Below are 19378 nucleotides of genomic sequence, written 5' to 3'. Positions count from 1 at the left end.
CCATGAGCACGCAACAGGTTCCCACCCCGCCTTCCCAGGCGCCGCGCACCAGCGCGATCAGCGCACCGGGCAACTCGAGCCTCGGATCCGCGAAGCCCGGCCGCCGCAAGCTGTCGACCACGCTGGTCATCGGCCTCGTGCTGATCGGGCTCGTCGCGCTCGCCGCGCTCGTGTCGTTCGTGTGGACGCCGTACGACCCCACGCAGGCGATGCCGGCGGATCGCCTCCAGGGCTCCAGCGCCGCGCACCTCATGGGCACGGACAAGTATGGCCGCGATGTGTTCTCGGCGATGCTGTACGGCGCTCGCATCACGCTCTTCGTCGGCGTGATCTCGGTCGGCATCGCGATCATCATCGGCACGCCCCTCGGTATCCTCGCGGGCATTCGCGGCGGGTGGATCGAAGAGGTCATCATGCGCGCCTCCGACATCGCGCTCGCCTTCCCGGCGCTGCTGCTCGCCATCATGTTCAGTGCGGTCTTCGGTGCCTCGACGTTGACGGCGATGGTGGCGATCGGTATCGCGACGATCCCGGGCTTCGCGCGCGTCGCCCGATCGGGCACCCTGCAGGTGATGACGACCGAGTACGTGCTCGCCGCACGTGCGGCGAGCCAGTCGCGGTTCCGGATCGCCCTGCGCCACGTGCTCCCGAACATCGTGGGCATGGTCGTCGTGCAGTCGTCGGTCTCGTTCGCGCTCGCCGTGCTCGCGGAGGCCGGCCTGAGCTTCTTGGGCCTCGGCACCCCGCCGCCCACCCCGTCGTGGGGGCGCATGCTGCAGGAGTCGCAGCAGTTCCTCGGCACCGAGCCGATGCTGGCCGTGTGGCCGGGCATCGCCATCGCCATCGCGGTCATGGGCTTCAACCTGCTGGGTGACGGCCTGCGCGACCGCTTCGATCCGAAACTGAACGGGAGCCGCGGCTGATGCGCACCGATACTTCCTCCCCCGCCGGCACCGGTGGTGCCGCTGAGCGCGGCGACCTGCTGCTCCGCGTCGACGACCTCAACGTGCGCACCCCGCACCGCACCCTCGTCTCCGACTTCTCACTGCACATGGCGCACGGTGAGCGTATCGGCCTCATCGGCGAATCGGGGTCTGGCAAGTCGATGACCACGACCGCGCTGCTTGGCCTGCTGCCGAACGGCGTTACCGCCGACGGTTCGGTCGAGATCGACGGCTACGCGGGCAACCTGCTCGAGGCGCCCGAACGCGATCTCATGAAGCTGCGCGGCAACGACGTGGCGATGGTGTTCCAGGAGCCGCTCACGGCGCTCAACCCGCTCATGCGGGCGGGCGCGCAGATCGCGGAGATCATTCTGCAGCACAAGCTCGCGCCGACGAAAGCCGAGGCCAACCGCCGCGCCGTCGAGATGCTCGATGCGGTGCACCTGCCCGACCCCGCGCAGGCCGCGCGCGCCTACCCGCACCAGCTCTCGGGCGGGCAGCGCCAGCGCGTCATGCTCGCGATGGCCCTCGCGAACGACCCGTCGCTGCTGCTCTGCGACGAGCCCACCACGGCGCTCGACGTCACCGTGCAGCGCCAGGTGCTCGACCTCATTCTCGAGCTCGTGCGCGAGCGCGGCACCGGCCTCCTCTTCATCACGCACGACCTTGCCGTGGTCGCCAACATGTGCACGCGCGTGCTCGTGATGAACCAGGGCGTCGTCGTCGAGGAGGGCACCACCGAAGACGTCTTCACCCGCCCGCAGCATCCCTACACGCGTGGGCTGCTCGCGGCATCCGACCTCGACGCAGTCGACGCGAACGGGCGGCTCTTCACCGTCGCGACGGCGCAGGAGTACGTGCCGCCGACCGCGGATGCGTCTCGCGCTACCGACGACGCACTCGCAGGTGCGGCGGTGGATCACCCGGCGCCCGCTGATCCGGCACCCGTCGCCGGTGCACCCGGGTCCGCAGCGTCGGCGGCACCCGCGCCCGCCGGCATTTCGGCCGCGAGCGCCGCGGCCGCCGAGCCCGCGATGCGCGTCACCGACCTCGTGCGCACCTACACCCGCGGCCGCACGAGCCTGTTCAAGCCGGCCCCCGAGGTGCACGCACTGAAGGGCATCTCGTTCGAGGTACCCGAGGGCGGCCGCCTCGGCGTCGTCGGCGAATCGGGCTCGGGCAAGTCGACGCTGTTGCGCATTCTCGCGGGCCTCGATCAGCCGACCTCGGGCAGCGCGATCGTCGCCGGCAACGAGGTGAACGGTGCGAAGGAAGCGCAGTTGCGCGAACTGCGGCAGAACCTGCAGATCGTGTTCCAGGATCCGATGGGGTCGCTCGACCCGCGCATGACCGTCGAGCAGATCATCTCGGAGCCGCTGCTCGTGCCCGGTCGCGGCGAGACGGCTGCTGACCGGGGGCGCATGGTCGCCGAAATGCTCGAGGCCGTCGGGCTCCCCGCGTCGTCGGCCGAGCGCTTTCCGCATCAGTTCTCGGGCGGACAGCGTCAGCGCATCTCGATCGCCCGCGCGCTGATCTGCCGCCCGAAGGTGGTCGTCGCCGACGAACCCGTCAGCGCACTCGATGTCTCGGTGCGCGCGCAGGTGCTCAACCTGCTCGCCGACCTCGTCGACGAATACGGGCTCACACTCGTCTTTGTCTCGCACGACCTGAACGTCGTGCGCCACCTCTGCGACTCGGTCATCGTGATGCAGTCGGGCGAGATCGTCGAGGCCGGCGACACCGAAACCGTGTACCGCGCCCCGCAACACCCCTACACCCAGCGGCTCATCGACTCGTCGTTGACGCTGCGCCAAGAGCTCGCGCAGAGCGCGTGATCCGGAGCCCGGGCGGCCGCGGTCGCCCGGGCTCACCCCTTCCTCGCCCATCTCGATGAAAGGCTCCCGATGACTTCGAACCGCCCCGCCTCCCTCGACGCCGCAGCACTCAGCGCGCACTACGCCGACGGATCGCTCAGCCCCTCCGAGGTCGCCGAAGACGTCATCGCCCGCGTCGAGGCTCGCGAACCCGAGCTCAATGCGCTCTACCTGTTCGATTCGGCGCAGGTGCGCGCGGACGCGGCCGCCTCGACCGAGCGTTGGCGTTCGGGCGCCCAGCTCGGTGCGTTCGACGGCGTGCCCGCGACCGTCAAAGAGAACATCGCCCGAGCCGGTCAGCCGAAGCCCGCAGGCACGGCGATCCCGAACCCGCCGATCGCGGCGCAGAACGCCCCCACGACCGACCGCCTGCTCGAGGCCGGTGCGGTCATCGTCGGCACGACCACCATGCCCGACTGGGGCATGCTGTCGTCGGGCGTTTCGAGCCTGCACGGCATCACCCGCGGCGCACTGAACCCCGCGCACACGTCGGGCGGATCCAGCGCCGGCGCGGGCACGGCCGCCGCTGCGGGCTATGGGCCGTTCCACATCGGCACCGATATCGGCGGTTCCATCCGGCTTCCTGGCTCCTGGCAGGGGCTCACCGCGTTGAAGCCCAGCGAGGGGCTCATTCCGCTCGACGTGCCCTACACGGGGCGCGCGGCGGGGCCGCTGACGCGCTCCGCCGCCGACGCGATCCGCCTCATGTCGATCGTGGCGCAGCCCGACCCCCGCGATTACCTCACACGCTCGTATGGGCCGATGGAGTGGTCGACCGAACCGCTCTCCCCCGCGGGCCTGCGCGTCGCGCTGCAGCTCGACGCCGGGTCAGGCCTGCCCGTCGAGCCCGACACCCGTGCCGCCATCGAGCGCGCCGCAGCACGCTTCGAGGCCGCGGGTGCGACAGTCGTGCCGCTCGACCCCTTCGTGCCCGGGGCGGTACTCGACGGTCTCGTGAACTTCTGGCGCAGCCGATCCTTCGCCGATTTCGAGGCGCTCTCGGAAGCCGACCGCGCCACGGTGCTGCCGTTCATCGCCGCCTGGTGCGAAGCCGGGGCCGGCTTCTCGGCCGCGCAGACCGTGCGCAACCGGGGCATGGCCGATGAGATGGCACGCCTCACCCGAGCCGCGACCCAACCGTTCGACCTCGTGCTGTCGCCCGTGACGCCGGTCGCCGCGTTCGCCGCCGAGGATCCCATGCCGATCACCGACCCGCTGCAGACCATGGGGCACATCTCGTTCACCGTGCCCTACAACATGTCGGGGCAGCCGGCCGTGTCGGTGGGCGCCGGCGTCCAGACTGACGGTCGCACGATCGGCCTGCAAATCGCGGGGCGCATCGGCACCGACGATCACCTGATGCGGGTGGCGCTGTGGTTCGAGGGGGCACGCGGGGCCGATGCCGAGGTGGACTGGGCGCAGGTGGTCTGAGCAGGGGCTGGGCGGGGCGCTTCGGCGCGCCTCGGCACGGCCCGGCCCGAAAACCTACGACGCGGGCGGCGTGAAGCGCCCGTCGATCGCGGTCCAGCCGCCGTCGACGGTGAGCGTGGAGCCGGTCACGAACGACGACGCGTCCGAGGCGAGGTAGACGACGGCTCCGGCCAGCTCGTCGGGGCGCGACCAGCGGCCGAGCGCACTCTTCTGCGCGTAGGCGCCGTACCACTCGTCGTTCGCCTTGATCTGGGCGGTCAGCGGAGTCTCGACGACGCCCGGCGCAACCACGTTCACGCGCACCCCCTGCGCACCGTACTCGGCGGCCGCGGTCTTCGCGAGCTGCACGAGCCCGGCCTTGGTCGCCGCGTAGACGCCCTGCCCGGGCTCGACCACCTGGGCACGAATCGACGCGAACCCGATGATCGACCCACCACCGTTCGCGGCAAACTTGGTGCCGAACTGGCGGATGAGCTGGAACGACGCCCGCAGGTTCAGGTTCACGACGCGGTCGAACTCGTCGAGTGTGTAATCTTCCATGCGCTTGCGCACGTTGGTCGCGGCGGTGAACACCAGTGCGGATGCTGCGCCGAAGCGCTCGGCAGCGGCAGCGACCGCATCGTCGTCGAGCACATTGAGTTCGTAGGCCTCGGCGACGCCGCCCTGTTCGGCGATCAGCGCGACCGTTGCCTCGGCACCCGCGAGCGAGTAGTCGGCGACCACCACGTGCGCGCCCTGCGCAGCGAGCGCCTGCGCTGATTCGCGCCCGATGCCGCTGCCGGCGCCGATCACCACGATCGTGCGTCCATCGAGGCGGAAGAGCTGCGAGTAATCGATCGGCGTGTGGCTCATGCGGAAGTCTCCAGTGTCAGTCGAGTGCGGGTCGTGCGGGGGCGCTCGGCGTGAGCGCGGTGAATCGGCGTGCGGTGCGGGATCGCCGGGGCGGCGTCAGCCGCGCGCCTTCGGGCGGATCATCGCCATGCGCGTCACCGTGAACTCCTCGATCGCGAAGCGGGGGCCCTCGCGCCCGATGCCCGAATCTTTCACGCCGCCGTAGGGCATGATGTCGGATCGGAAGCCGGGGATCTCGTTGACGACGACGCCACCGACCTCGAGGCGGTCGATCGCGGCGAACGCGCTCTCGAGCGACGCGGTGTAGATGGCGGCCTGCAGCCCGTAGCGCGAGTCGTTGACGAGGTCGATCGCCTCGTCGATGGAGTCGACGGTCGTGAGGCACACGACCGGCCCGAAGATCTCTTCGCACCAGACGTCGACGTCGGCGGGCACGTCGCCGAGCACGATCGGGGCGAGGTGCGCCGCACCCTGCTCCCCCGACACGGCACCGGGGCCCTCGGTGAGCAGGGTTGCCCCCGCTGCGAGCGCCCGGTCGATCATCGCGCGGATGCGCTCGCCCGACGCGGCGTTGATCACGGGGGCGACATTCGTGGCGAGGTCGCGGGGGTCGCCGAACACGAGCTCGCGCATGCGCTCGACGAGTCGGGCTGAGAAGCGCTCGGCGATCCCGCGCTCAAGTACGACGCGCTGCACCGAGATGCAGGCCTGCCCGTTGGCGTAGAAGCCGCCGCGCAGCACGGCGTCGACGGCGGCTTCGAGGTCGGCATCGTTTGCGACGATGAAGCCGGTGTTCGAGCCGAGCTCGAGCACGGCCTTGCGCGGCGCGGCCTGCTGCGCGATGAGGTGGCCGATTTTGGCCGACCCGGTGAACGAGACGATGGCCGCGCGCGGGTCGCGCACGAGGGTCTCGCCGACGATCGGGTCGCCGTTGACGAGCTGCACCGCGGCGGGCGCGACGTCGTGCGCGGCGAGAATTTCGCGAGTGATGGCGAGCAGCTCGATGGTGGCGAGCGGCGTGTTCGGCGCCGGCTTGATGATGACCGGGCAGCCCGCGGCGATGGCGGGCGCGAGCTTGTGGGTCGCGAGAAGCAGCGGGTAGTTGAACCCGGCGATACCGATCACGATGCCGGCGGGCTTGCGGGTGTAGTAGCCGATCATGCCGCGACCGAGCTCTTGCAGGTCGAGCGGCACGGTTTCGCCGTGGATGTGCGAAACCTCTTCGGCGGTCGCTTCGAGCGTGACGATCGTGCGGTTCACCTCGGTGCGGCAGTCGATGCGCGGCTTGCCGGTCTCGAGCACCAGCAGGTCTTCGAGGTGCTGGGCCTCGGCTCGCACGCGGGCGGTGAGGTCGGTCAGGATCGCCTTGCGCTGCGCAGTGGTGAGCGCGGCGACGGCGGCCCGCGCCGATTCGGCCGCGTCGAGGGCGTCGCGCGAATCCTGCTCGCCGCTCACCGGGGCCGTGCCGACGACCGAGCCGTCGAACGGGAACACGATGTCCGCGCTCGCGTCGAACGCGCGCCAGCCGTCTCCGATCGGCAGTGCGCCGGCGGGCGCGAGAAGGTCGAGTGCGTGTGACATGGCGGCTCCCTGCGGCGTGAGCGCGCGGTTCGCGGTGCTGCAGTGCACCCGAGACGTCGCGCTGAGTGGTCTTACCATTTAATATAGATCACCAAGAGGCCCAATTCAAAGGCGTGTGCGGCCGACCGCCGTCGAAAGGATCGACCATGACGAACAGCTACACGATCGCGGTACTTCCGGGAGACGGTATCGGCCCCGAGGTGGTCGGCTGCGCCCTCGAGGTGCTCGATGCCGCCGAGCAGCGCTTCGGGTTCACCACCGACCGCAGCACCTTCGCCGCGGGCGCCAACCACTACCTCGAGACCGGCGAGCTGTTCGATGCCGTCGAGGCGCAGCTGCGCGACAAAGACGCGATCCTGTTCGGCTCCATGGGCGACCCCCGCGTCACCCCCGGCATTCTCGAACGCGGATTCATTCTCGAGATGCGCCAGCGATTCCAGCAGGCCGCAAACGTGCGCCCGGTGCGCCTCTACCCCGGCGTGCCCACCCCGATCGCTGACCTCGCGCCCGAACGCTGCGAGATGGTCATCGTGCGCGAGAACACCGAGGGCGCCTACGTGGGCCGCGGCTCCACCGTGCACGCCGGTACCCCCAACGCGGTCGCGATGCAAGAGTCGCTGAACACTCGGGCCGGCATCGAGCGCGTCGTCGACTTCGCGTTCCGTCTCGCACTGGGCCGTCGCAAGAAACTGACCCTCGTGCACAAGACCAACATTCTGGTCGCCGCCGGGCAGCTGTGGCAGCAGGTCGTCACCGAGGTCGGCGAGCGCTACCCCGAGGTCGAGCTCGACTACGTGCACGTCGACGCGATGTGCTTCCATCTGCCGCTCACTCCCGAGCGCTTCGACGTCGTGGTGACCGACAATCTCTTCGGCGACATCATCACTGACCTCGGCGCAGTGATTCAAGGCGGGCTCGGCGTCGCGACCAGCGCGAATCTCAACCTCGACGGTTCCGCCCCCAGCATGTTCGAGGCGATCCACGGCTCGGCGCCCGACATTGCCGGGAAGGGGTGGGCGAACCCGGCCGGCGCGATCCTCTCGCTCGCCCTCATGCTCGGTCACCTGGGTGAGGGCGAGGCGGCACGCGCCGTCGAGGCCGCCACCGTCGAGGTGCTCGGATCGCTGCCCGCCCTCGCGGGCGCCGACATGGGTGCGTCGACCGCGGAACTCGGATCGCGCATCGCGGCCATCGTGCGCGAGGGCCGCGCCGACACCGCGCTCGTGCCCGACTCGCTGCTCGGCGTGCTCGCGGGCATCGCACCGTCGCGCCTCGCGGCGTGAGTTCCGCTCCGCGCACCGGTCTGGCACCGGGTGCGCGGAACGCGTAGGCTCACCCCATGGCTCTGCAGCGTTTGGATCACCTCAGCATCGTCGTTCGCGACCTCGAGGCCGCGATCGACTTCTTCGTCGAACTGGGCCTCACCGTCGACGCCCGCTCCCCCATCTCGGGTGACTGGGTCGACGCGGTCGTCGGCATCCCCGGTCTCAAGGCCGAGATCGCGATGATGGGCACCCCCGACGGCAACGGCGTCATCGAGCTCACTCGATTCGACGAACCTGCGCCGGTCGTGCAGCAGCCGACGCCCGACACGCCCCAGGCGCTCGGTCTGCGCAGCATCATGTTCGCGGTCACCGATATCGACGCCACGGTCGACCGCATGAGCGCGGTGGGCGGCGAACTCATCGGGTCGATCGCCCGCTACGAAGACCAGTACCGGCTCTGCTACCTGCGCGGGCCCGAGGGCATCATCGTGGCACTCGCCGAGGAGCTCGACGCGTCCGCGTGACGCCGGCACCCACCCGATAAGCTCCTCGGGTGGGGAATGTGACGGGGAATCAACGGAATCGACTCTCGCGCACGCCGCCCCGGTGGGCCACCGTCGCTGCGCTCGCCTACGCCGGGCTCTGCTCGTCGTTCATGTTCACGCTGGTCGTGCCGCTGCAGGCCGAACTGCCCGAGCTGTTGCACGCTTCACGCGAAGACACGTCGTGGGTGGTCACGATCACGCTGCTCGTCGCCGCGGTCGCCACCCCGATCTCTGGGCGACTGGGCGACCTCTTCGGCAAGAAGCGCGTGGTCGTCGTGCTGCTCGCGGTGCTCATCGTCGGCTCGGTGATCGCCGCCGTGTCGGGCACGATCGTGGGCGTGATCATCGGGCGCGCGCTGCAGGGCGTCGTGACCGGGGTGATCCCGCTGGGCATCGCGATCATGCGCGACGTGCTGCCGCCCGAGCGACTCGGCACTGCCGTCGCACTCATGAGCGCCACGATGGGTGTGGGCGGCGCCGTGGGCATGCCCCTCGCCGCATATCTTGCGATCAACGCCGACTGGCACGCGCTGTTCTGGCTCGCGGCCGGGCTCGGCGTGCTGGGTGTGCCGCTGATCGCCTGGCTTGTGCCCGGTGATGTGCTGCGCTCAGCAGGCCGCCTCGACGTACTGGGAGCCGTCGGCCTGGCAATCGGTCTCACCGGCATTCTGCTGTTCGTGTCGCGCGGCGCCGACTGGGGTTGGACGTCGCCGCTCACGCTGACCACCATCGTCGGCGGCGTCGTCGTGCTGCTGCTGTGGGGCTGGTACCAGATGCGGGCGAAGGATCCGCTGCTCGATCTCAGGGTCGCCGCCCGCCCCGCCGTGCTCTTCACCAACATCGCCGCGATCGGCATGGGTTTCGCGCTGTTTTCGTCGAATGTCGCGTTTCCGCAGCTGCTCGAGTTGCCCGTCGCCTCGGGGTCGGGCTTCGGCCTCGACATGATGCAGGCCGCCCTCGTCGTGATGCCCGCCGGCATCGTGATGATGATCATCTCGCCGCTCTCAGGGTGGCTCGAACGCACCATCGGCCCGCGGCCGCTCTTCACCGCCGGCACCGCGATGATCGTGCTGGCCTACGCGTTCGTGTTGCTGTGGTCGAGCGAGGTGTGGCACGTGTTCGTCGCGAACCTGCTCATCGGTGTAGGCATCGGATTCACGTTCGCCGCGATGCCGATGATCATCATGCGCTCGGTGCCCGCGCACGAGACGGGCGCCTCGAACGGGCTCAACGCACTGTTCCGTTCCGTCGGCACATCGAGCGCGTCAGCCGTCATGGGCGGGGTGCTCGCCGCGATGACGACGGACTTCAACGGCCAGGCGATCCCGAGCCGAGCCGCGTTCGATGTGTGCTTCTGGCTCGCGGTCGGCGCCGGCGTGATCGCGCTCGTGCTGTCGCTGTTCATTCCGCGTGGCGCGGGCCAGGAACAGCGCCCGGCGCTTCCGAACTAGCGCGACGTCACCGCGCTGCCGGCACCATCGGCGCCCCGGTTCGGTCCGCCGCCGCCCGCAACCTGCCACCTTCGCCGAGCGCCCCCTATCTCGCCGAGTGCTCCTCAACTTCACGCGCAGATGGGTAACGCTCGGCGAGATAGGGGGCGCTCGGTGGAGGGCGGAGGAGGCGGGGGGCGCGCCGGGGCTGGGCGGGGGTGCAGGGCGCAGCGCGCCAGCTCAGAACAGCTGGCGCCAGTTCGCGCGAGCAAGGTCGAGCAGTTCGTCGCCGCGGCCCGACATCACGGTGCGGATCGCGTAGAGCGCGAACCCCTTCACCTGTTCGGCGGTGACGGCGGGCGGCATCGAGAGCTCCTGGCGCTCGGTGACCACGTCGAGCAGTGCCGGGCCGTCGTGCGCGAGCACCTCGGCGAGCGCCGCGGGCAGATCTTCCGACCGTTCCACGCGCCGCGCGAAGATGCCGAGCGCCTGCGCCACATCGGCGAAGTTGGGGTTCTTGAGGTCGGTGCCGTAGTTCACGAACCCGGCGGCCTTCATCTCGAGCTCGACGAAATTCAGCGACGAGTTGTTCACGACGATCGTCTTCACCGGCAGCCGGTTCTGCGTGAGCGTGATGAGCTCGCCGAGCATCATCGCGAGCCCACCGTCGCCCGCGAGCGCCACGACCTGCCGACTGGGGTGCGCGGCCTGCGCACCGATCCCGTGCAGCAGCGCGTTCGCCATCGAGCCGTGGCTGAACGAGCCGATGAGGCGGCGCTTGCCGTTCATGGTGAAGTAGCGGGCGGCCCACACGGTGGGCGATCCGACATCGGCGGTGAAGACGGCGTCGTCGGCCGCCGCCTCGTCGAGCAGCTTGGCGAGGTACTGCGGGTGGATCGGCTGCTTGCGCTTCGACGGCACCGCGAGCTCATCGAGTTTTGCGCGGGTCTTCACGTAGTGTGCCCGGGCGTCGTCGAGGTGCGAGCGGTCGCGTCCGCCGGCGATGCGATCGAGCAGGGCGTGTGCCGTCGCACCCGCGTCACCGACCAGCCCCAGGTCGACGGGGTGCCGTCGGCCGAGCTGCTCGCCCCGAATATCGACCTGGATCGTACGTGCCTTCTCGGGGTAGAACTGCGCGTACGGAAAATCCGTGCCGAGCATGAGCAGCGCGTCGGCGCCATCCATGGCGCGGAACCCCGAGGCGAATCCGAGCAGGCCGGTCATGCCGACATCGAATGGGTTGTCGTACTCGATGAATTCCTTGCCCCGCAACGCGTGCACGATGGGGGCGCCGAGGCGATCCGCCAGCGCGACCACCTGCTCGTGGGCACCCTCAACACCGGCACCTGCGAGAATCGTGACGCGCTTCGCATCGTTCAGTATTTCGGCCGCACGATCGAGCTCGGCGGCACTCGGCACCACCTCCGGCCGCGTGCGCTCGATAACGTGCGTCGCGGTCGTGAGCGCATCGGCCAGTGCGACGTCGCCCGGGATCACCACGACGGCGACGCCCCGGCGTTCAATGGCGGTGCGCATCGCGATCTCGAGCACGCGCGGCATCTGGCTCGGGCTCGCGACGTACTCGCTGTAGACGCTCGCCTCGCGGAAGAGGTCTTGCGGGTGGGTCTCCTGGAAGTAGTTCGTGCCGATCTCGCTCGTCGGAATGTGGGCGGCGATCGCGAGCACGGGCACGCGCGAGCGGTTCGCGTCGTAGAGCCCGTTGATGAGGTGCAGATTGCCTGGTCCGCAGGATCCGGCGACCACGGCCAGCTCCCCCGTCGTGGCCGCGTCGGCCGCCGCTGCGAACGCCGCCGATTCTTCATGCCGCACGTGCACCCAGCGAATCGACCCGTCTTTGCGGAGTGCGTCGGTGAACCCGTTCAGGGAGTCGCCCGGCAGTCCGTAGACCCGCTCGACTCCGTTGGTCTTCAGTGTGGCGACGATGTGTTCGGCGACGGTGGTCATGGGCGACCTCTCTGTTCGGTGGAGCGTCGGTGGGGTGTGGGTGAAGCGGGCACTGCTGCGGTACGTCGATGCTGCGTGAGTGAGGCTGCCGGGAGGGGGAACTCCCGGCAGCGCGAAGTGTCCGCACCGCCGGGAGTCGCTCAGCTCAGAGGCCGGCGCCGCTCGGCGAGACGAGGATCTTCACCGCGGTCTCGTTGTGGTTGATGAGCGTGTCGAAGCCCTGGGAGACGAGATCATCGAGCGCGATCTTTCCGGTGATGAACGGCTTCAGGTCGATCTTGCCGCTCTCGACGAGCGCGATGGTGGCCGGATGGTCATTGACGTAGGCGATGGTGCCGCGCAGGTCGATCTCCTTGAGCACGAGCTTTTGCATGTCGAGGCTCGCCGGGTGACCCCAGATGGAGATGACGACGATGACTCCCTGGGGTCGCACCGCGTCGACCAGCGTGTCGAACACGACCTGCACGCTCGTGGCTTCGAATGCGACGTCGGCACCGCGGCCACCGGTGAGCGCCTTCACCTCGGTGACGACATCGACCTCGGCGGGGTTCAGCGCGACATCGGCGACGCCCGCGTCGAGCGCTTTCTGACGGCGCAGCGAGCTGATCTCGGAGATGATGACGTTGACGCCCTCGGCTTTCAACACCGCGGCGGTCAGCAGGCCGATCGGGCCGGCACCGCCGATCAGCGCCCATTTGCCGGCTTCGACGCCCGAGCGCTTGACCGCGTGATGCGCGACCGAGAGCGGCTCGATGAGTGCCGCTTCATCGAGTGCGACCGTCTCGGCGACCGGGTGCACCCAGCGGCGTTCGACGACAACGTTTTCGGACAGCCCGCCGCCGCGGCCACCCAACCCGATGAAGTTCATGTTCTCGGAGAGGTGGTAGTCGGTGCTCTCGGGGCCGGTATCGACCGAGGAGTCGATGATGTACGGCTCGACCACGACGTGCTGCCCGACCTCGAGATCGGTGACGCCCTCGCCGAGCTCGCTCACGACACCCGAGAATTCGTGACCGAGGGTGACCGGAGCCTCCTCGCCCGAAATCGGGTGGGGGTGGCCGGCCGGCGGCACGAAGATCGGGCCGTCCAGATACTCGTGCAGGTCGCTACCGCAGATGCCGGTCCAGGCGACGTCGATGCGCACGGTGCCGGGCTGCAGGGGCTGGGGGTCGATGTCCTCGATACGGATGTCTTCACGGCCGTAGTACCGAGCTGCTCGCATGGTGGTTCCCTCTCTCTACGGAGGGCAGGATCGCCTTCGGTCCGGTACCAGCAGTCATCCCGCTCTCCCGCGTCTTCGACCCTACGCCGGTCGCGCGAGCGGTTCCAGGAAGCGGTGCCAAGTTCGCGGCGAGCGTAGACCATGGGCGTGCCAGGCGGCACTCGGCGGCGCGGCGAGCCTAGCTGCGCGCCGGGAGGTTCGCCTCGGCCCAGCGGCCGAGATCGTCGAGCACGGGCACGAGCTGCTCGCCGCCGACGGTGAGCGCGTAGCTCACGGAAACGGGTGGGCCTGCGTCGACCGTGCGCGAGACGAGCATCGCTTCGGCCAGCTCGGTCAGGCGGTCGGAGAGCACGGCGTCACTGATGCCGGGCACCGCGCGTCGCACTTCGGCGAACGACAGTGCCCCGCCGCCGAGCGCATCGATGATCATGCCGTTCCAGCGCTTGCCGAGGATGGAGAAGGCAAGACTGACGGCGGCATCGCATTCGTGCCGATCGTGCTCTGGGTCTGCCATGCTCCGATTGTACCGTGCTACACTCAGCCGAGTCGCTCAGAAAAACATAGCGACTATGAGCAACTTGATTGGAGTCAGTGTGACCCTCTTCCGCCTGGATGCGAGCATCCTCCCCGCCACCTCCGCCAGCCGTGCGCTCGGCGACCTCGTCGAGCAGGAGTGGACCGCGGCTCACCCCGACTCCGCGATCGTGCGCCGCGACGTGGCCGCGAACCCCATCTCGGCTGAGGTCTGGCAGACCGCCGTCACTACCGGGTTCGTACCCGAGGCCGACCGCAACGACCAGCAGCGCGCCGCAGCCGAGCTCGCGACCACGCTCGCCGACGAGCTCATCTCGGCCGACGCCCTGCTCTTCACCGTGCCGCTCTACAACTTCGGCGTCTCGCAGCACTTCAAGACCTGGTTCGACGTCGCGTACACCGATCCGCGCATCAACCCCGAGGGCACCGCGCTGCAGGGCAAGCCGGCGACGCTCGTCACGGTGCTCGGCGGCAACTACAGCCCCGGCACGCCCAAGGAGGGCTGGGACCACTCGACGCCGTGGCTGCGCCGCGTGCTCGAAGATGTCTGGGGCCTCGACCTCCGCGTGGTGGAGCGTCCGTTCACGCTCGTCGGCGTGAACCCCGCACTCGACGCGTTCGCTGATCTCGGCGCCTCGCTCAAGGAGCAGGCGGAAGAAGATGCCACCCGTTCGGGTCGCGAGCTCGCCGAGCTGCGCGAGCAGGCCGCGTAAGCCTCACCGCACGAGAACGGCCTGCCCCATCACGAAGATGGGGCAGGCCGTTCGCGCCTGTCAGGGGCTGGCTCGCTTACTTGCCCGGCACGATCACCGCGCGGCCGCGCACCTTGCCCGCGTGGAGCTGCTCGTACGCTCGGGGCGCGTCGTCGAGCGAGTACTCCTCAACGTGGATGCTGATGGCCCCGCGCTTCGCAAGCTCCACGACCTCCATGAGCTCGGTGCGCGAGCCCCAGTTGATGGCGCGCCCGTTCACATCGAGCGGCACCGTCGTCTGACCGATCGGCACCGACCCCGAGGCGACGCCGACCACCACGATCTGCCCGCCCACGCGGATCATGCCCGCCGCAAGGTCTGCCGTCGGCTGGATGCCGACGAAGTCGAACACGGCATCAGCGCCGAGACCGCGGGTCAGATCCTTGACTGCGGAGATCGCATCGGGGTTCGAGAGGAATGCCTCGTCAGCACCGACCTCGCGGGCAAAGTCGAGACGATCCTGCGCGACATCGAGCACCACCACCCGCGTCTGCGACAGCGCCTTCAGCAGCTGAATCGCCACGTGGCCGAGGCCGCCCGAACCGATCACGACGGCGGTGGTGCCGGGCGTCAGCTTCGGCAGCGCCGACTTGATGGCGCGGTACGGGGTGAGTGCGGCGTCGGTGAGCGACACATTCTGCACCGGATCGAGATCGCCGATCGGCACGAGGTGCCGGGCATCGTCGACGAGCATGTACTCGGCCATGCCGCCATCGCTGAAGATGCCGGGCGCGCGCATGCCGTGCTCGCAGTTCTGCTCCTCGCCGCTCGCGCAGGGATAGCAGCGGCCGCAGCCCCACGGGCCGTACACGATGACACTCTCGCCGACTTCGAGCCCGGTGACACCCGCGCCGAGTTCGTCGACGGTGCCCGCGACCTCGTGGCCCAGGGTGAGCGGCAGCGGCTTGAAGTAGTAATCCTCAGCACTCGCCCCCATGATGAACTCATCCGAGTGGCAGGCGCCGGCGGCAGTCACCTTGAGTAGAATCTCGCCCGGCCCCGGAACGGGCTTCTCCACCTCGACCAGCTCGGGCCGGCCTCCGATTTCACGGTACTGCAGTGCGCGCATGGGGCTCCTGCTTTCTCCGGGCTCGTGGCCCGGCGTCTGCGCACGGCTGCGTGCGCGGGGCGAACGGCGCGTCGGGATTCTGGCGGCCGCATCGAGCGTACTCCCGCAAGATGAACGAAACGGAACGGAACGCTCCGCGGAGTGTCGGCGGCCTCGCCTAGCATTAAGGCATGAGCGCACCCGAACCCACTGAGCCGCAGCACGAGCAGCCCCGACCGCAGTACGCACCGCCGCAGGCCCCGCAGGTTCAGGCACCTCAATCCCAGCCTCAGTATGCGCAACCGCAATATCCTCAGCCCCAGTACGCACCACCGCAGTACGCACCGCCGCAGTACGCGCAGCCCCAGCAGACCCACCCGGCACCGGGCCAGCCGAATCCCTACGTCCAGTACGCGCGCCCCGTGACCGGCGCTGCCGCGTGGGCGGTCGGCCTCATCGCGTGCTCGTTCATCCCGGGCGTCTCAGCAATTGCCGCGTGCATCGTCATGCTCATCGTCGGGGCGCAGGCGCGCAAGCGCGGCGGCCTGGCCGAGGTGAATGGGCGCGCCGCGATGAACTGGGCGTTCACCTACCTGTTCGCGACCATCGTGCTGTTCATCGCCCACCTTGCACTGCTCCTCTCATTGACGGACACCGAGTACGCACGCGGGTTCTTCCCGATCGGCATCCCGATCACGATTTGGCTGCTGCTCAGCATCGTGCACGTCGTGTTTTCGATTGTCGGGCTCGTGAAGGCGTCGAGCGGCAAGGAGTTTCGTGCTTGGTCGATTCCCGTGATCAGGTAGTGCGCGCGGGAATGGGGTGCAGGCTGCGGCCGTTGTACCGCGTGTGAACGCCCCCGAGATCCTGCCCGCCCTCGTCATTGGCGCCGGGCAGGCGGGCCTCTCGGCCTCGTTCCACCTGCAGCGCCTCGACATCGATCACGTGGTGCTCGACGCCGATCGCGGTCCCGGCGGAGCCTGGCAGCACCGCTGGGATGCGCTCACAATGCGCGACGTCCACGGCGTCGCCGAGCTTCCGGGCAGCACCCCTCCCCCGCGCACGACTGAGCGGGCAAATCTCGCGATCCCCGAGTACTTCACCGAGTACGAGCGAGCGCACGAGCTTCCGGTGATCCGCCCCGTGCACGTCGAACGCGTCGAGAACGACGCGCAGGATCCGCAGCTGCTCACCACCCACGCCCACGACCGAGTGTGGCGCTCGCGCACGATTGTCAACGCCACCGGCACCTGGTCGCAGCCGTTTGTGCCGCGCTACCCCGGCATGGAATCATTCGTCGGCGAGCAGTTGCACACGGTGGCGTACCCGGGCCCCGAGCATTTCATCGGCAAGCGCACACTCGTTGTGGGCGGCGGGGCGTCGGCCGTGCAGTTTCTCGGCGCCCTCGCCCCCATCACCGACACGGTCTGGGTGACACGGCGCGAGCCCGTGTGGCGCACTGACGACTTCACCCCTGAAGCGGGTGCCGCATCGGTCGCGCTGGTCGAGCAGCGCGTCGCGGCCGGGTTGCCGCCGCAGAGCGTGGTGAGCGTCACCGGCCTGATGCTGCGCGAGCAAGAGCGCGAAGCCGAGCGGCTCGGAGCCTATCGGGCGCGGCGCCCGATGTTCACGAGCATTGAGCCGAACGGCGTGCGATGGGCAGACGGGTCGTTCGAACCGGTCGATGTCATTCTCTGGGCGACGGGCTTTCGGCCCGCCATCGCCCACCTCGCACCGCTGCATCTGCGGAGTGCCGCGGGCGGCATCCAACTCGATCGCGACGGGCGCGGCACGACGGCCGTCGCCGACCCGCGCGTGCAGCTCGTAGGATACGGCCCGTCGGCGAGCACCATCGGGGCGAACCGCGCCGGACGCACCGCGGCGACCGGCGTACGCCGGTACCTGAAGGGCATCGCAGGTGCAGGCGCCGCAGATGCAGGCGCAACTGCCGCGAGCACCACCGAAGCGCGCGACGCAGCGCCACAGACCGCAGCACCGCTCACGGCTTGAGCCGGCCGCACGACCGCAGTCGTCGCGACCGGCTCAGACGTGTGCGCGCACGGCAACGGCTTACAACGCGCGATGCAGCCGCGGGTGCTGCGCGACGGCTGCATCGTATGCTGCACGGGCATCGCGCGCGACGGCCGCGAGCTCGTGCGGGGTGGGCTGATGCTCCGCGCGGCCGGATGCGGTCGCACCCGAGCGCAGCAGCAACCAGAGACCGACCCGCAGCTTCGCGCGGTCGAGCAGTGAGAGTCGTGCGAGCGCTGCGCCGCTCGGCACGGTGACGGACAGATGGACGGAGTGCGCCGGCTGCGGCGCTGACGAGGCGAGGCGCGGGGCGCGCTCGGTCGTCGAGTGGGTGCTCACGATGAGATCCTTCGAAGAGGTGAACTGCGTGCCCGATCGGTCGACGATTCGGGCGGGGCGATCCGGTGCGGGATCGCCTGGCGCCCGCATCCGTTACACGAACGGGTGGGCGAAGAGCGCCAAGAGGGTCCGGCTAAGCCGGCGCGGTCACCACGTTGCGGCGACGATCACCGGTGGCCTACGCGGCGGCCGAGAAGGGGCCGGCGAACGCTGAGCGGAAAACGACTGCAGCACGCGTGGCTCCCTGCACTGGGATGAAATCGATGGCGTCCATGTTCCGCACCTCCTCGCGAACTCGTGTGGGTTCCACGGTAGAGCGACCCGGAGTGCCACGTCAAGCGTGTTCCCAGGTTCGCCGAAATCGGCGCGGGATCACCCCACGCGCCCGCACCGCCGCTCGGGGTGGCTACTCGCTCTGATCGCGCAGGCGCACCAGGCGCTCGTGCCCGGTCTCTTCGAGCTCGGCGACGTCAGAGCGCGACTTCAAGAAGTCGGAGAACGAGCGGAACCCGAGCGCCTTCTCGCTGAACGACGGGTCCATACGGCGCATCTGCTGCTTCACGGCGGAGCTGTAGAGCCAGCCCGAGTCGTCTTTGTCTTGGCTCAGCCACAGCGCGCGAATCAGCAGGCCGGTCACCGCGAGCTCGGCGTCCTCTGCAGATTCGATCGCGTCACCCGGCTCGACGTCGATCGCCGCTTCTTGAGCCGCCGAGAGCGCCGTTTCGAGGCCCTGCTCAAACGAAGTCTCGTCTGCAGCGCCCGATCCGGCCTCGGCATCCGCCGTTTGGCCACCGCGGCCGCCGCGGCCGCGCGAGCGCTTCGGCTGCGCCTCGCGGGGCGTCTCGGACTCTGCGGTCGCCGTATCGCCCTCCTGGGCTTCGGAGGTCGGCTGATTCGCCGCCTGCGACGCCGGCTTGCGCGAACGCCCCGACGCGTTCGTCGCCCGAGCGATCGACTCGATGCCGGGGAGCGCGTCGTACGAGGCGAACTCGTCGCACGCCGCGGTGAGCGCCTTCGCCGTCGAGCCAGCGACGCCGACGCCCACAACGTAGCGCCCCAGGCGCTTGCAGCGCTGTGCGAGCGGCACGTAGTCGGAGTCACCTGCGACGATCACGACGTGGGTGAGGTCGTCGAGGCGGAACATATCTTCAACCGCGTCGACCGCGAGGCGGATATCGGCGCCGTTCTTGGCGTACGCCGCGGCTGGGAAGAGCTGCACGAGGTCGACGGCGCGCGATACGAGCTGCGAGCGGTACTCGGCGTTCATCGGCGCCGACCAGTCGGCGTAGGCGCGCGTCAGCACGAGCGTGCCGAACGATGAGGCGTAGTCGATGATGGCGCCGACGTCGACGACCGCTGCGCGCAGGCGCTCGGCGATCTCGGGCTCCGAGGGATTCTCGGCGATGCGCTGGCGATCCCGCGCGAATGAATTGCGCCCGTGCACACGGTCGTACCACGAGAGCACGATGTTATCGAAGTCGAGGTAGACCGCGACGCGGCCGTTCTGGGTATCCGCCACGCCCCCAGTCTGTCAGGCTTCGGCGCGCACGCAAACGGCGGCGGGT

17 protein-coding genes are annotated in these 19378 nt (G+C 69.4%); 9 read left to right on the top strand and 8 right to left on the bottom strand.

The window, feature by feature from the left end:
• The first annotated feature begins 2 nt into the window (after positions 1 to 2).
• From ACZF5Y_RS04740 to ACZF5Y_RS04730, 3 genes are all read left to right on the top strand, one after another.
• Complete coding sequence (locus tag ACZF5Y_RS04740; RefSeq protein WP_497534675.1) at positions 3 to 923, top strand: ABC transporter permease; 921 nt, start codon at positions 3 to 5, stop codon at positions 921 to 923.
• Positions 923 to 2779 (top strand): dipeptide ABC transporter ATP-binding protein, encoded by a 1857-nt coding sequence (locus ACZF5Y_RS04735; protein ID WP_497534674.1) that lies wholly within the window; start codon positions 923 to 925, stop codon positions 2777 to 2779. The genes ACZF5Y_RS04740 and ACZF5Y_RS04735 overlap by 1 nt, the downstream gene beginning before the upstream one ends.
• A gap of 69 nt (positions 2780 to 2848) precedes the next feature.
• Positions 2849 to 4249: an amidase gene (locus ACZF5Y_RS04730; protein WP_497534673.1), complete on the top strand. Its 1401-nt coding sequence runs from the start codon at positions 2849 to 2851 to the stop codon at positions 4247 to 4249.
• Positions 4250 to 4303: 54 nt separating this feature from the next.
• Here the strand turns inward: ACZF5Y_RS04730 and ACZF5Y_RS04725 are convergent, their stop codons facing one another.
• Positions 4304 to 5101: an SDR family NAD(P)-dependent oxidoreductase gene (locus ACZF5Y_RS04725; protein WP_497534672.1), complete on the bottom strand. Its 798-nt coding sequence runs from the start codon at positions 5099 to 5101 to the stop codon at positions 4304 to 4306.
• Positions 5102 to 5197: 96 nt separating this feature from the next.
• Positions 5198 to 6682: an aldehyde dehydrogenase family protein gene (locus ACZF5Y_RS04720; protein ID WP_497534671.1), complete on the bottom strand. Its 1485-nt coding sequence runs from the start codon at positions 6680 to 6682 to the stop codon at positions 5198 to 5200.
• A 146-nt stretch (positions 6683 to 6828) separates the two neighbouring features.
• Here ACZF5Y_RS04720 and ACZF5Y_RS04715 point away from each other — a divergent pair, with 146 nt between their 5' ends.
• The 3 genes from ACZF5Y_RS04715 to ACZF5Y_RS04705 are packed head-to-tail and all read left to right on the top strand — an operon-like array spanning position 6829 to position 9943.
• The gene (locus ACZF5Y_RS04715) at positions 6829 to 7965 is read left to right on the top strand and encodes a 3-isopropylmalate dehydrogenase (RefSeq protein WP_497534670.1); all 1137 of its coding nucleotides are present in this window, start codon (positions 6829 to 6831) and stop codon (positions 7963 to 7965) included.
• A gap of 56 nt (positions 7966 to 8021) precedes the next feature.
• Positions 8022 to 8471: a VOC family protein gene (locus tag ACZF5Y_RS04710; RefSeq protein ID WP_497534668.1), complete on the top strand. Its 450-nt coding sequence runs from the start codon at positions 8022 to 8024 to the stop codon at positions 8469 to 8471.
• Between the two features lie 38 nt (positions 8472 to 8509).
• Positions 8510 to 9943 (top strand): MFS transporter, encoded by a 1434-nt coding sequence (locus ACZF5Y_RS04705; RefSeq protein WP_497534667.1) that lies wholly within the window; start codon positions 8510 to 8512, stop codon positions 9941 to 9943.
• A 219-nt stretch (positions 9944 to 10162) separates the two neighbouring features.
• Here ACZF5Y_RS04705 and poxB read toward each other — a convergent pair whose 3' ends face one another.
• The 3 genes from poxB to ACZF5Y_RS04690 all read right to left on the bottom strand — a co-directional run bounded on the left by poxB (position 10163) and on the right by ACZF5Y_RS04690 (position 13623).
• Complete coding sequence (gene poxB / locus ACZF5Y_RS04700; protein WP_497534666.1) at positions 10163 to 11887, bottom strand: ubiquinone-dependent pyruvate dehydrogenase; 1725 nt, start codon at positions 11885 to 11887, stop codon at positions 10163 to 10165.
• A gap of 145 nt (positions 11888 to 12032) precedes the next feature.
• Positions 12033 to 13109, bottom strand: a complete 1077-nt coding sequence (locus tag ACZF5Y_RS04695; protein ID WP_497534665.1) for a 2,3-butanediol dehydrogenase — start codon at positions 13107 to 13109, stop codon at positions 12033 to 12035.
• A gap of 178 nt (positions 13110 to 13287) precedes the next feature.
• Positions 13288 to 13623: a winged helix-turn-helix transcriptional regulator gene (locus ACZF5Y_RS04690; RefSeq protein ID WP_497534664.1), complete on the bottom strand. Its 336-nt coding sequence runs from the start codon at positions 13621 to 13623 to the stop codon at positions 13288 to 13290.
• 79 nt (positions 13624 to 13702) lie between these two features.
• On the opposite strand from ACZF5Y_RS04690, the gene ACZF5Y_RS04685 reads away from it, so the two are divergent.
• Entirely contained in the window at positions 13703 to 14356 is a 654-nt protein-coding gene (locus ACZF5Y_RS04685) for an FMN-dependent NADH-azoreductase (protein ID WP_497535297.1), read from the top strand.
• Between the two features lie 76 nt (positions 14357 to 14432).
• On the opposite strand, the gene ACZF5Y_RS04680 is transcribed toward ACZF5Y_RS04685, so the two are convergent.
• Positions 14433 to 15464: an NAD(P)-dependent alcohol dehydrogenase gene (locus ACZF5Y_RS04680; RefSeq protein WP_053386620.1), complete on the bottom strand. Its 1032-nt coding sequence runs from the start codon at positions 15462 to 15464 to the stop codon at positions 14433 to 14435.
• 170 nt (positions 15465 to 15634) lie between these two features.
• On the opposite strand from ACZF5Y_RS04680, the gene ACZF5Y_RS04675 reads away from it, so the two are divergent.
• Entirely contained in the window at positions 15635 to 16249 is a 615-nt protein-coding gene (locus ACZF5Y_RS04675) for a magnetosome magnetite crystal formation protein family (protein ID WP_497534663.1), read from the top strand.
• A 43-nt stretch (positions 16250 to 16292) separates the two neighbouring features.
• Positions 16293 to 17453: an NAD(P)-binding domain-containing protein gene (locus tag ACZF5Y_RS04670; RefSeq protein ID WP_497534661.1), complete on the top strand. Its 1161-nt coding sequence runs from the start codon at positions 16293 to 16295 to the stop codon at positions 17451 to 17453.
• A gap of 60 nt (positions 17454 to 17513) precedes the next feature.
• On the opposite strand, the gene ACZF5Y_RS04665 is transcribed toward ACZF5Y_RS04670, so the two are convergent.
• Both ACZF5Y_RS04665 and ACZF5Y_RS04660 read right to left on the bottom strand, forming a co-directional pair.
• A complete protein-coding gene (locus tag ACZF5Y_RS04665; RefSeq protein ID WP_497534660.1) occupies positions 17514 to 17813 on the bottom strand; it encodes a hypothetical protein in 300 nt (99 codons plus the stop codon).
• Between the two features lie 406 nt (positions 17814 to 18219).
• Positions 18220 to 19332, bottom strand: a complete 1113-nt coding sequence (locus ACZF5Y_RS04660) for an NYN domain-containing protein (RefSeq protein ID WP_497534659.1) — start codon at positions 19330 to 19332, stop codon at positions 18220 to 18222.
• Positions 19333 to 19378: the final 46 nt, after the last annotated feature.

Source organism: Leucobacter sp. WKLB1 (assembly GCF_059696215.1).
This window is presented reverse-complemented; position numbering and strand designations above follow the sequence as displayed.